This is a genomic window from Paraburkholderia sp. JHI869 (assembly GCF_038900775.1).
GTDB lineage: Bacteria > Pseudomonadota > Gammaproteobacteria > Burkholderiales > Burkholderiaceae > Paraburkholderia.
On the sequence record NZ_JAYMSC010000031.1, the window covers coordinates 17881 to 31780 of the forward strand.

At 60.6% G+C, this 13900-nt stretch carries 6 protein-coding genes and 1 pseudogene; 5 read left to right on the top strand and 2 right to left on the bottom strand.

Annotated features, from left to right (window positions below; genetic code table 11):
* The first annotated feature begins 60 nt into the window (after positions 1-60).
* The 3 genes from VSR72_RS34975 to VSR72_RS34985 all read left to right on the top strand — a co-directional run bounded on the left by VSR72_RS34975 (position 61) and on the right by VSR72_RS34985 (position 3872).
* Complete coding sequence (locus tag VSR72_RS34975) at positions 61-858, top strand: hypothetical protein (protein WP_342956830.1); 798 nt, start codon at positions 61-63, stop codon at positions 856-858.
* A 744-nt stretch (positions 859-1602) separates the two neighbouring features.
* Positions 1603-3243: a response regulator gene (locus VSR72_RS34980; protein WP_342956831.1), complete on the top strand. Its 1641-nt coding sequence runs from the start codon at positions 1603-1605 to the stop codon at positions 3241-3243.
* On the top strand, positions 3240-3872 hold the full coding sequence (locus VSR72_RS34985) for a response regulator transcription factor (protein WP_342956886.1): 633 nt from the start codon (positions 3240-3242) through the stop codon (positions 3870-3872). The genes VSR72_RS34980 and VSR72_RS34985 overlap by 4 nt, the downstream gene beginning before the upstream one ends.
* Before the next feature lie 1102 nt (positions 3873-4974).
* On the opposite strand, the gene VSR72_RS34990 is transcribed toward VSR72_RS34985, so the two are convergent.
* A complete protein-coding gene (locus tag VSR72_RS34990; RefSeq protein ID WP_342956832.1) occupies positions 4975-5409 on the bottom strand; it encodes a hypothetical protein in 435 nt (144 codons plus the stop codon).
* Between the two features lie 393 nt (positions 5410-5802).
* Here VSR72_RS34990 and VSR72_RS34995 point away from each other — a divergent pair, with 393 nt between their 5' ends.
* Positions 5803-7533: a methyl-accepting chemotaxis protein gene (locus VSR72_RS34995; RefSeq protein ID WP_342956833.1), complete on the top strand. Its 1731-nt coding sequence runs from the start codon at positions 5803-5805 to the stop codon at positions 7531-7533.
* Positions 7534-7755: 222 nt separating this feature from the next.
* On the opposite strand, the gene VSR72_RS35000 is transcribed toward VSR72_RS34995, so the two are convergent.
* The gene (locus VSR72_RS35000) at positions 7756-13203 is read right to left on the bottom strand and encodes an AAA family ATPase (protein WP_342956834.1); all 5448 of its coding nucleotides are present in this window, start codon (positions 13201-13203) and stop codon (positions 7756-7758) included.
* A gap of 430 nt (positions 13204-13633) precedes the next feature.
* Between VSR72_RS35000 and VSR72_RS35005 the strand changes: the two are divergent.
* Positions 13634-13771: pseudogene (locus tag VSR72_RS35005) on the top strand (PAAR domain-containing protein); the annotation flags it as partial.
* Positions 13772-13900: the final 129 nt, after the last annotated feature.

Genomic DNA, 13900 nt, shown 5'->3' on the forward strand with positions numbered 1-13900 from the left:
TGCGCACCCCATGCGACGGAACCGGTCAGCGGTCCGCGCGCATGGGGAAACGGGATATCCATGCAGATTCATAGCCACACGGAACAACGCCGTTACATGCGGCACCTGTGCATCATGGCCGTCGCGGTCGTTTGCGTGACGGCGGGCGTGCTCCGGATTCTGCAGTCCGATCCGGAGCCAGCCGTCGCGAGTTCGGCGAGCGAGGCGCGCCCGGCCGCCGCCGCGTTCGGGCCGGCCGGCTCGTCCGGCTCCGCACCACGCGTCGGGCGTGCCGATCCCCGGCTCGCCGTTACGGAAAACCACGAGCTGATCGTGAATGCCGCGTTGCTCGACCTGCTTAATTCTTACCTGCTGGAGAAGACGGACGATCGGGCCGAACAGTTGCGGGCCTATCTGAAAAGCGAACTACCGTCGCCGGCGTATGGCGAAGCAGTGCGGATCGTCGAACACTATCAGGCTTACATGAAAGCGCACGACGAGTTTCTCGCCGCTCAACATCTTGCCGCTGGTGCGACGGATGCGTCGGCGGTCGATATCGAACGCGTTGCGGTCTGGTCTCAGCAGCGCGACCGCTTGCGGCGAAGCTTCCTGGGTGATGCCGTCGTGCAGGCGTGGTACCAGAATGATGACGCGCAACTCGATCAGGTCCTTCAAGAGTGGCGGCAGCGCGCCGAGGATGATCGGGCGCCGGTATTGTCCGCACAGCAGCCGCGATATCCGGTTCCTCACTGGCGAAACGAGAACGACGAAGAGCGCCATCGCCAGTACATGCTCCGTGTACTCGATCACGCAATGACGAGCTTCGAGACATTGAGTCGCGACTTGATGCTTCGACGCCGGGCGCTGGTAAGCGAATGATGTTTCCCGGGCGCGTCATGCGATCATCGATCGGCGCGCCGTTCATCTGCCTGAGCGTGCCTGCTTCCGGTGGCTGAACATCGATTCACCATCACCCGTTTCAACGCTCCCGCAGGACAGCAGGTGCCAGGCGGTCTCCTTCGATTTCGAACTCCTACGACCGCCGCTGCGCAACGTTGTTGTCGAGAGAATCCGGAGCGTCGTTCGACAACCCGATATAGGGATTGCCTGACAGGAGATTCAGGATTTCCTTCCTATGTTTGCCATCGAATATGACTGCGCGGTTGCGCCGGCTGGTTCATGATAAAAGAGCTGTCAAAGCACTGAAGAGGCAGCATGCGATGAACTGCAGAGGTTGACGCTTTGCTTACGCATGCACAGCTTCCGACGAACTTATCGACCGGGGGAATGCCAATGAGCCGTTCGCTTGCCAGCTTGCCGGAATCGCAGGTCATGGGTGGGTCGGGCGTCATTGGAGGCAGCGATTACTGATGCCGCTTTGCTGAGGGACGGCTAGATGCGGCAAAGGTCCTGTGCGCAAGGGACATCGGCGGATTGTTGTTTGGACCGGTTGCAAGCTTTGCGTTTGGCAAGAGTGCAGAACAAGAAATCCAGAACTGGAGCACTCATGGGCATGCTGACTTCCTGCAGGATTGGGACATGGCCGGGACCGTGCTATGGTCAGCGTCATGGCGTCGTCATTGAGGTGAGTGCAGTTCCGCTTGCGACGGGCGGCGCGTCCCCATGAGCGATCACCTAGGCGAGGCAATTGGGCCGGACACTCCATGCACGATCCTGGTCGCCGGCGGTACACCCTCCGATATCAGCGTCATCGCGGACCATCTCGCAAAAGAGGGTTGCCGGGTGCTAACCGTGCACGACAGCGTTGAGGTGCCGGCGTGCGCACGTAAATCGCAGCCTGACCTGATTCTCCTCGACCTCGATTCACCGGACATTGACGGACTTGCAACCTGTCGTCGCTTGAAGCGTGACGAACGCACGTGCAATATTCCAGTGATCGTTATGACCCTGGCGCACGGCGGCCATGACCTTGCGGAGGGAATCAGCGCAGGTGCGGCGGACTATGTGTCGAAGCCGGTGCGCATCGACGAGTTGATGGTCCGGGTGTGGACGCATATCGAGTTGCATCGGACTCGCCAGCGGTGCATTTTGCAGCAGCATCAGTTGTTCAACGATGCGCGCAGGCAACGTCTCGTGCAGGCCGAGCACTCGCGTGTACACGCGGAACTCGAGCAGCGCGTCGCGCGGGCTGCCGACGAACTGGCCGGCGTGAGGGCGAAGCTTGCAGCGCAGATCGATGAACGGCGCGCTAGCGATGCACGCCTGCACGCCAGCGAAGCGCGGTTTCGCATGATCGTCGAGTCGGGCCCTGTCCCGATGTGCATCGCCTCGATGCCCGACGGCCATCTGCTCTATGCGAATGCGCGGCTGCGCGAGTTGTTGCGTCTGGACGAGCAGGCGTGCGGTACCATCAATATGGCTGATTTTTACGTTGATCCAGCGGAGCGCGAGCAGCTGGTTCGTTGTCTCGCTACTGAAGGCAGCTTCGGCGATGCCGAAGTCAGGATGCTCCGCGCGGACGGGACGCAGTTTTGGGCAATGGCGACCGCACGCCTGGCGAATTACGACGACAGACCAGCAATATATGTTGGCCTGCACGACATATCGAGGCGCAAGAGTAACGAGGAGGATTTCCTCCGCTCGCGTGAGCAGCAGCGCGGACTGTCGGCATACCTGGATGGCGTCCGCGAAGATGAGCGCAAACGGAGCGCGCTCGAAGTTCAAGACGATCTGGGCCAGTTGCTGACAGCGGTGAAGATGGACCTGTCGTTGCTGAGGATGCGGCTCACTGAAGATCCAGAGGGCCTCGGCCGGGCTGATGATATGCGAGAGCTCGTCGAGGGCACGATCTGGATGGTCCGCAACGTTGCAAGCCGGCTGCGACCCGCGGCACTGGACTTTGGCCTGGTGTCGGCCCTCGAGTGGCTGACGGGCCAATCGCGCAAGCACGACAAAATCCAGTACGAACTGCACGTCGAAGGCGGCGAACCGCCATTGTCGGACATGCAGGCGACTGTGCTGTTCCGAATCGTAGAGGCTGCGCTGACGAACGTTGCACGCCACGCCGCAGCGCGGCGCGTCAACGTGACGCTCGTGACGGGCGTTGGTTCGCTCGGTCTGAGCGTGAGCGACGACGGTTGCGGGTTCGATCTGAAGGCCGCATATGCAAGCCGTGCGTATGGTCTGCTAGGTATGGCGGAGCGCGCGCGGTTGATCGGTGGGACCTTGGGAATCAACAGCGAGCCAGGGAAGGGTACAACGGTGTCAATACATGTTCCGTGTGAGGGCGGTTGCAGTTCATGATCAGGATACTTATCGCCGATGACCATGCCATCGTGCGTGGTGGACTCAGGCAGATTCTCGCGACGACGGCCGACATCGTCGTGACGGCTGAGGCCGGGCAGGGCCCGGAGGTCATCGAGAAACTGAAAACCAGCGAAATCGATCTGCTGCTGCTTGACCTGAACATGCCAGGTCTCAGCGGCATCGATCTTATCCGCCGCCTGCGTTCGGAACGGCCTACGCTACCGGTGCTTGTGCTCAGCATCCACAACGAGGCGCAGGTGGCATCGCGGGCGCTGCGCGCCGGCGCCACGGGATATGTGACGAAGGACAGTGATCCCGAAGTGCTGCTCGCAGCGATTCGAAAGCTCGCTGACGGCGGACGCTTTATCGACCCGAAGCTCGTCGACGCCATGGTGTTCGAGAAACATACGGGCGACGCGGCACCACACGAGATTCTCTCGAATCGAGAGTTTCAGGTACTACAGATGCTGGCTACGGGCAAGAGCATCAACGACATTGCGGATGCGTGTGCACTCAGCGCCAAGACCATCAGTACCCACAAGATGCGGCTGATGCAGAAGCTCGGCCTTTCCAATAATGCCGAGGTAATCCGCTACGCGATCCGGTATCGCCTGATCACCGAATAAGTTGCGCAGGTCGCCGGCTCTCCGCTACACGAAGGAAATCCTGACACGGGAACCAGCGATCCCTCAGGGAACTATCGGCCAGTCCCGATGGAGGCGACTGCGAGAGCCGCCTACGTTGAGTTCAACGGACGGTGGGAGCGCGGCAATGGCGGTAGAGCAGTCGTTACGAATGGCAGTCGGCAAGTGGCTCGGCGCGACGCACAAACAGACCGCTCGGGTACTGGCGGTGCGTCGTTCCCGGTCGGGTCAGATCGCCAGCGTGTGTGTCGAAGCGCCAGGTGTGAGCGGCCCTTGCGCTCTGTTTTTCTTCCATCATGCGGGGCACGGGTGGCACGTTCTTCCCCGGACCGGGCGCGCCCCACGATGAGCGTCGAACGGCAGGCCGCATGAACCTGTACACGGTGGGATACGGAGCGAGGGGCGGAAAGCTTGCGCCTGGATGTGTTCGTCACCGGGGACGTACTGCGGCAAAAAGTGGTGGAACTGGCGAGCGAATGAGCCAGTAATACAACCATGCCGTCGCGGCGGGCCTCGTACGGTCGCCCTTTTTCTCGACGAGTCAAAGGCCGCACGTCTTGATGGTTGTTTCGACGTTGGACGGAAGCCGGCGGAAGGCGTGCCAGCGTTTTTGGCACGACCTGGTGTTACCCGCGTTGCCCTTTGGCCCGCAAACGCAGGGTAGGTTGAAGAGGCACGGAAGGTCCGGTACGGTTGGGGGGCTAAACGATGCGTTCGCGTTGGTGCGTGACAATCATCGGCCTTCGCAGCAATGTATTTCGTGAGGATTACTGTTCAATTTCTCATGTTTTGGCGCCTTCCCCGGGTGGCCAGAACTTTTGAACCGTCTCGCTTCGAGGCGGTTCTTTTTTATATGGGCGAGCTCCGGCGCCTATGCTGATCCGGGGACGATGCTAAACGCTTCGACCGGAGCAAAGTTTGTCGTCCAGGCTGATTGTCTGTTCCTTACTTGCATCACTGCCCCAAAACTTCTCAAACGCGTATCGACGACGCTTGCACTGCATGAACAGGAGTTTGCGAGCCCCGTAAACGTATCCGGCACGCGTATAGCGTGCCGGATACTGCGCTTCACGGGCCAGCGCCGTCAGTCATCGTGACGGTGCCGGCGGTGCTTCCGGGGACGATGGTCGCGATCGTAGCCATTGTTGTACGAGTTGCGCTGCAGGTTTCCGCCGAGTGCTGCGCCTGCGCCGCCGCCGACTGCGGCGCCGAGAACACCGCCTGTGCGGCCGCCCATTGCGTTGCCTGCCGCCGTGCCTGCACCGCCACCCAACGCGCCGCCAATGATCGCGCCGGTGCGTTCCTGACGGTTCGCAGTCACTGCACCGCCTGCGCCACCACCGATTGCACCTCCGATCACCGAGCCAGTCTGGCCGCCGACAGCACCACCGACTGCCGCGCCCGCCGCACCGCCGAGTGCGCCCCCAAGTGCATTGTTCAAATCGCTAGCTGCCGCCGGCAACGCAATCGTGCTGGCCAGCGCGGCGATAACGATTGCAGGGGCGAACTTCATAGACATGGTCGTATTTTCCTTGTTCTTGAACTGATTGGCTGGTCTCGCTCTGGTTTTAACACGCTGTGCCGGCCTGGGTCTGCTGTGGCTGTCTGTGAGCTTGCGGCGAAGCATAGCACCGGCCACCAATCGCTATTCATCATTCTCGTAACAGAGTGTTTGCAATATGACAGGGGCTGACTCGCCGGGAATGGCCGTCCACTACGCGGTCACCAGTGCGTCGTCGCGTGACGCTACGCCGGCAAGCGAAATTTCCCTACCTTAGATTCAGGATAATCTGACGGTGGTTCCGATTCAGTCCTCGTAGCGAGATACCGTAAACATGGCGGTACCCACCGGCCACGAAAATAGCGCAACTGCGCTCCATGTGCTGGCCACGCGAACCATCAGGAAGGCAGCATGAGCACCCTCGCACAAAGCATCAAGTTCAAGATTATTCTCGCATTCAGTGTATGTCTGGTGCTCATAGCCGTAAATGGCGCCTTTGGGGAGTTCGGGCTTTCGCGGCTGAATTCGAATGTAAGCGATTCCTACGAGGGGAACCTGCTTCCGATACTGGATCTGGTAGATATGCGAGCCGCGCAGCTCGAAATGCGCCTTCAGGTTCGCCGTGCCCAGTCTCTTCGCGATGCGACCCAGACGAAGGCCAGCATCGACAGAATTCACGCGGCTCAAGACCGCCTCGACAAGAGCTGGAGCGACTACTACCCCAATCGTGTCTCAAGTGACAGGGAGCGCGAAATTGCTGACACCATCAAGAATCTGTTGCCGCAGTTCAGGGCAGGTGTAGACGCGGAGATTACGGCACTGGAATCGGCCAACTATGACGCCGTCTCGACGCTCGTTGATAAGTATAGCGACACATCCAATGCGACCAGCAAGTCGCTCGATGACGACGTCGCCGAAAATCGGCGCCAGGCAAAGGAATCTGTCGACGATAGTGAAGCCACTTTCAGCATGATCCACTGGGTCTCCGTTGCGCTGATTGGGCTGGCTCTCGTGGGTGCCACGGCCGCCATGCTCTATCTGTCCCGCGCAATCACCAAGCCGCTCGGCGAAGCTGTGGGCATCGCGAACCGGATCGCTGTCGGCGAACTCGAAAACCGGATCACGGTGCGCACACGCGACGAATTTGGCCAACTGCTCGAAGCGCTGAACAAAATGGGCCTGCAGTTGAGCCATACCGTGCGGGGTATCAAGTCGAGCGCCGAGTCGGTCACCGTGGCGGCCCGGGAAATTGCCGCCGGCAACACAGACCTCTCTGCTCGCACCGAAGAGCAGGCGGCATCGCTCGAAGAGACCGCATCGAGCATGACCGAGTTGACCGAGACCGTGAAACAGAACGCCGACAACGCCCGGCAAGCCAACGCGCTGGCGACCCGGGCTACCGAAATGGCCGATGCGGGCAACGAGGCCGTGCAGGGCATGGTCGGCACGATTGAGAGGATCAGCGGCAGTTCGACGAAGATTTCGGAGATCACCGGCGTGATTGAGGGCATCGCGTTCCAGACCAACATACTCGCGCTCAATGCCGCAGTGGAGGCAGCGCGGGCGGGTGAGCAGGGTCGGGGCTTCGCAGTGGTCGCCAGTGAAGTTCGCAGCCTGGCACAGCGTTCCGCGGCGGCTGCAAAGGAGATCAAGGAGCTGATCGGTTCGTCCGTGGCGATGATCCGGGACGGTGCGGAGCAGGCGGGCGACGTGGGCACGACAATGGGTGAGGTCAAGCAGGCGATCAAGCAGGTGTCCGACATCGTGGGCGAAATTGCGGCGGCATCCGGGGAGCAGAGTCTCGGCATCGAGCAGGTCAATCAGGCCGTCATGCAGATGGACGACGTGACACAGCAAAACGCCGCGCTCGTCGAAGAGGCTGCGGCAGCTGCCCATTCGCTCGAAGAGCAGGCAATGAATCTGACCGGCGCGGTTGCTGTGTTCAGGTTTGCTGACGCCGGCTCTTCGATCTCGCGCGTGGCCACGCCGCTGAGCAAGCCGCCGCACTTACCCGCCGTGAATCTGAACGCACCGGTGAAAAACCGGGGGGGCGAGCCGGTCAGGAAACCGTCTGTTATTACTACCGCTCGGGTCCCGGCCGCTGTGCCAGGCCCGGGGCGCGACGACTGGGAGGCGTTCTGATACCCGGATTCGTCGCCGCGCTCGCGAAGAGCTGCTCGTTGAGTATCATTTGGCGCTAGCCGCGACGACACTGTGTTGGCAGCCGATGAAGGTTGTGAGCATGATGACGGCATTCGAACCGATTTCGGCCGCTGAGCTGCAGGATCTGTGGGGGGGCAGACGTTCGCGCGCCGTTTGCTCATTGCTGCGGCGTGGTGCTCGAACACGCGTTGCCAGACCCGGCTACTCCGAGGCGGCCGGATAGTCGGGAAGTTTCACCTTGATGACAGTACCGGCGCCCGGCGAACTGATGACGTTGAACTGGCCACCCAGCATCAGGACGCGCTCTTCCATTCCCGCGAGTCCGAACGATCTTTTTCTGGTGGTCAGCGGATCGAATCCCAAACCGTCGTCACGCACTTCAAGCACACATGCACCGTGCGTTTGCTCCAGCATGATAATGACCTCGCTGGCCCCGGCATGACGGGCGACGTTGGTTAACGCTTCCTGGGCGACGCGAAAGAGAACGATTGCGCGCTGCTCACTCACAACGATATCCTCGTCATGCACGCGCAGCTGGCACACAGTGCGGTTACTACGATTGAAACCGGCTGCGAGCCATTCGAGTGCCGCAACGATCCCCGTGTCCAATGCCGCAGGGCGCAGCGATGCGATGACGCCCCGAACAACCTGCATGGTTTCGTCCACGAGCGTAGTGAGTGCTTCTGACTGTTCGACCAGTTCAAGGTTGTCCTTGCCAAGCCGCATGCGCAATATCGATGCCTTCAGGCGAAGCGCAGTGAGATGTTGTCCAAGTTCGTCGTGCATTTCACGAGCGATGTGTTTGCGCTCCTCCTCGCGGGCCGTCTCGCGACGGGAAGTCAGTTCACGGAGCATTTCATAGGACTCCCGCAGGCGGAGCTCCGCTTCCTTGCGCTCGGTCAGGTCGACCACGAAGGCGACACCTTCCTCACCACTGACGTCGAAAGCGGCGCGACCCACCACAACGGGCACACGGGTGCCGTCCTTCCTGAAGTACTCCTTCTCTGCGGGCTGTGCGCGTCCGGTCTGCGCGATTTGTCCCAGCGCACGCTCGGCGTTTTCGCGCCATTCCGGAGGAGTCAGATCACGCCACCGTACGCGCCCTGAGACAAGATCGTCGCGCTCGTAGCCTACCATCCTCAGAAATGCATCGTTGGCCTCGAGGATGTCGCCATCCGCATTCCATACAATGATGCCGATGATGTTTGCATCAACGAGACGCCGGATCCTGGCTTCGCGTTTGGCCAGGTCGCGATAGAGGCGGGTATTCTCAAGTGAAGTCGCTGCCTGTGAAGCGAGCAGCCGGAGTACCGCGATCCGGGCTGGCGCGAATGCGCGGGTAACCAGGTTGTTTTCGAGGTAGAGTGCCCCGATGAGCGTGGCCTGGTTCATCAGTGGCAGGCAGAGGATCGAACGGGTACGGTGCTGACGGATATAAGGGTCCATGGAAAATGCGGGTACCCCCACAGCATCGTCGAGGATGATACTCTCCCCCGTGCGCAGCACATGGTAGAGCACCGACTCAGGCAGTAACGTCGCACTCACAGGCTCGTCGCATAACTTCACATCCGGCGTTTCACTGCCCGTAGTGGCTTCTGCTGTGATCCGTTGTTCACCGCCGTCGGGAAGAATGAGCAAGCCTCGCTCGGCGCCCGCCTGCGCAATCGCCGTGCGCATGACAATATCGATCAGCCTGTCGAGCACGATCTCGCCCGAGATCGACTGCGACACCTTAATCACGGTCGCCAGGTCCAGGTGTTCGACCGGTGCCCCGATCGTACCCATTGGCCCCGGCGCGCGCTCATCCTCGCTGAGATACGGATATCTCTGCTCGAGTTGCCGCACCTTGCCGTCGGCGCCCCAACGTCGATAGCCTTGTCGTGCGTCGTGCAGATACACGCGGGCGATCTTCTCGAAACCACGCACCGTGTAGAAACGGTACGCAAGTTCGTTGGCAAGTGCCTCGTTATGCACGAAGCCGTTTGCGCGCGCCGAATGGATAGCTTCGTCATAGAGGCGCATCGCGTCGATGTCGCGGCCCTTAAGGCGAGCCATCTCGGCAGCGACTAGTGCGGCGCGGTTCCCGAAATTCTCGGGGGAGGTCTGGGCTCGTAGTTGCAGGTGCCTGTGGTGAGCTTCCACGGCTTCGATAGACTTCTGCCGCTCGCGGTTGGAGACAGGACCGTTGCAGGCGGCTAACGACAAGGCACTATAGAAGTGATACTCCGTTTCCTCCAGATAAGATGCAGATGTCCACAGGAAGCTTTGTGCTCTCAACGCGCCGTCTATGGCCCCCTCGTAATCGCCGCAAATGAAGCGCGCCTGCAGTTTGCGGATCCAGTACCAGCAATGGGCAATTACGAGGTCCGGATTCTCGAGGAAGTGACGCTCGATCTGCTTCTCATCGAACTGCTCTTCGTCGAATGAGCCGAACCGAGGCGTCAGACCGCGCAGCGTGCGCACCAGGGCAAGCTGGGTAGCGCTGACGTCTATGGCGAATCCAAAATGCGTCTTTTGCGCGAACATGAGGCTCGCCTCGGCCCCGCGTTGCACATCCGCAAGCGGATCTCCCCCGATGAGCAGATTGGTCGTCATATGGGTGTGGCAGTAGGCTTCGCAGACCAGATCGCCAGTATCCGTCGCCGCCTCGCGGGCGCGGCGCATCAGTTCCCGGCCTTCCCGCAGATGTCTCGCCATGGGCAGAATAACGTTGCCAAAATGCATATAGGCTCTCGCCCGGAACCGGATCAACCCGCGACGTTCGACAAGGTCGTAACCCAGTTTCCCGAATTGAAATGCGACCTCGTAGTGACCGAAACGTGCGCCGGCCATCATGCCGAGGCGGATATAGGCGGACGCAGAACCATCGCAATTGCCACGCTCCAGGCTGAGATTGACAGACCTGGAGACAACCAGGGACCACAGATTGCCGTCGGTAAACAACGCCGCGGGCATGACCTTGGTCAGGACGTCCATGGTTGCCAGCGATTCCGGATCAGTCATCAGTGGCATATCGATGAGCGTGTCGATGGTGTGGTTCCCAAGCTGGGACCAGATTCGCTCGTATTCCTCCTGCGCCTTGTCTGCAGCAGGATGCGGCGACCAGTCGAGGCCCAGGTGCCGGAGATAGTCGAGTGTGACTGCAACAGCGCGACTCGCCTGATCGAGCGTCATGTAAAGATCGACGCGCAGGCATGTCACATTCGCGCGTTCGGGCATGTTCGCGGCGTGACGCGAAAGCACGTTCAATCGCTCTTCAGATGCTGATAACCTGCCGGTCAGAAATTCGCATTCGGCCCGGCTTAGCTCCAAAGCGAAGAGCAATTCATGCTTGTTGGCGCAGTCTTCGTGCTCCATGAGTTCTGCGCCGATGGCCAGGTAGGTGAGCGCCGCCTCATAGGCGGTCGCCGCTTTCGCACGCTGCCCGGCGATGAGATTGAAACCGGCCAGTTGCTCCCGTTCCGCTCGAGAACACACCAGAGCTGCGCCACGGTTAAGTTGATTGACGATCTCGAAGATCGCCTCGTCCAGTTGCCCAGCAGGCGTGTGCGCTGCAAGCGTTCGCCCGATATGCAGATGAGCCTTGACACGGGAAGTTTCCGGAATCAGGGAATAGGCGGCTTCCTGTATCCGGTCATGCGCGAATCTGTACGAGCCTTTTGTGTCCTGGACCAGTTCGCGACGGATTGCCGGCCGCATCATTGCGCGAACCTGCTGCTTCGGGAACTCCAATACCTTCGACAGCATCCCGATCCCGGCCGTGTTGCCAAGGCAGGCGAGATGTTGCAGAGCCCGCTGCGTCTCAGCGGGCAGGCGGGCCAGCTTTGCGATCATCAGGTCCGCCACATTGTCGGTGTAGCCCTTACCGTGAATGCGGCGAAGGTCCCACGTCCAGCGAACCGAGTTGTGATCGAAGGTGAGCAGGTTCTCGTCTGCGAGCGCATGTAGAAACTGGATGACAAAGAAAGGATTGCCACCGGTCTTCTCATGCACGAGTTGCGCGAGCGGCAGGACGCATTGGGGCTCGAGGCGAAGCGCATCCGCCGCCAGTTCTTTCACGTTCTCGCGGTTGAGCGGCCCAAGCGCGATCTCGTCGATCCTTACGCCCGCTCTCCTGATTGCCTGAAGCTTGCGCATTAGCGGATGACCTGGATCTACCTCGTTGCTGCGATAGGCGCCGAGCAGCAACAGGTGTTGCGGATCCGCACGGGTGAGGAGATCCTCCAGCAGGTCAAGCGTCGCGGCGTCGAGCCATTGCAGATCGTCGAGAAACAGCGCAAGCGGGTGTTCGCTTCGGGCAAAAACACCCATGAAGCGACGGAAAACCAGCTGGAAACGGCGCTGCGCTTGATTCGGCTCGAGTTCCTGGACGGGCGCCTGATCTCCGATGATGAGTTTCAGTTCGGGGATCAGGTCAGTCAGGAGCCGAGCGTTCGGCGCAAGTGTCTCCATCAATGCGTCGCGCCAGATCGCCAGCTCAGTCTCACGCTTGCCGAGAAGCGACCGGACCAGGCACTGAAACGCCCGCACCAACGTTGAGTAAGGTATGTCGCGCTTATACTGGTCGAACTTGCCTGAAGCGAAGAGACCCCTGGGCGGCACCAGAACCTTGTGCAATTCATTGACAACGGCGGACTTGCCAATGCCGGAATAGCCTGAAACCAGCACCAGTTCCGCCGTGCCGTTCCTGACGACACGCTCGAATGCCGCAACCAGAATTTCGACTTCGCGCTCCCGCCCGTAGAGCTTTTCGGGAATAAGCAACCGATCGGGCGTGTCGTGCTCCCCTGGCAGGAAGTTATCGATACGGTGCTGATGCTGCCATGCGACAAGACAGTGACGCAGGTCCCACTCGATGCCCGCTGCCGTCTGGTATCGCTCCTCGGGTGTCTTGGCAAGCAGCTTCATGACGAGTTCCGAGAGCACTGGCGGAGTTGTCTCTACCCGTGCATTGGGCGGTATCGGCTTTCGGGCGAGATGGCAGTGGACCCACTCCATAGGGTCGGCAGCCGTGAACGGCAACACGCCGGTTATCATCTGGTAGAGCACGACACCGAATGCATAGAGGTCGCTGCGCGAATCGATCGACCGATTCATCCGCCCGGTCTGCTCGGGCGAAAGGTAGGCGAGCGTGCCGGCGATGGTTTCGGGCGGCTCGGGTAGCTGACGCTCGCGCGGCAGCCGCGAGGCGATACCGAAACCGGTGAGTCGCACCTGGCTACCGTCCACGCAGCTGACGAGGACATGCGCGGGCTTGAGGTCCTTGTGGACGAGGCCGCTCCGGTGGCACTTGCCCAGTGCCGCCGCGATGGCCACGGCGAGGGACAAGATGCTTCCTACCTCCATCGGCGCGCCGATTTGCCGCTCGAGCAGCTCGCCCCCCGGATCATCAAACACGAGTACTGTCCGACCGTCCGCGCGCACCAGCTCCCTTGGCATCACTGCCCACGCGCGATCAAGCTGGTCCTTCAGCGCGTATTCGTGAGCGAGGCGGTCGAGGGTGGCGGATGCAGGGTATTCGTCGGCGCTTTTCGCGACAAGCACACTCTGACTGCCGCCTGGCGGTCGTACGCGACAGAACATGCGCTCGCCGTCCTCCCACAACGTCTCGAGGCTAGTATTCGCGTCGGAACCGTGTGCAGCATTCATCTACCGTGCTCTGCCATCTGGCGGCTTTTTGTAGTTTGGTGAAAGGGCTGCCCGCTCTTGCCTGTTTCAACTTTTGCATGCTAGCCATGCCATTACCCGGGCGGCATCTGCATAGTTGGCGCCGCACACAGCAGCAGGCACCTATCACGATACACCTTGAACGCTGCGACGAGACAGAGGCGTCTCTTTGAAGTTGGCAAGGAAAACGGGTGCGCCATTCTGACTTTGGCAGGTCGCCGCCCAGCGGACGCTTGGCGACGAAAGGGTGGGTTGGTGGGCAACTCGCTGACGCTGTCTTACGAGCCGCGGACGAACATGGCAGCTGCATTGATGCGCTGTCAGTTGACGGCGCGCGCGTGATGGAGAGGAAGCTTGAGCGTATGCGATCCAGGGGGCCGACGCGCGAGCCTATCATCTGAACAATGATCCGACGTGCAAAAAACATCTCAGTGTCGTGCCCAACGTGCTCGAGGAAGGCGACGAAACGATGTGCGACGAAGGGATTCCTATCGCACGCCATCTTCACCGGACGACGTGCGGCTGCCATGTGCTATCGAGTCTGGTGTGACGCAGTCCAATCAGATCCGCCGGCGCGCTAGTTGAGCGCTCGTGTAATAGCGAAGGAAAGTGAAAATTGTCGCGTATTTCGACCGCAAAATGCCCCGTGGACTGACGACGTCAATCACCTTTCCGCGTA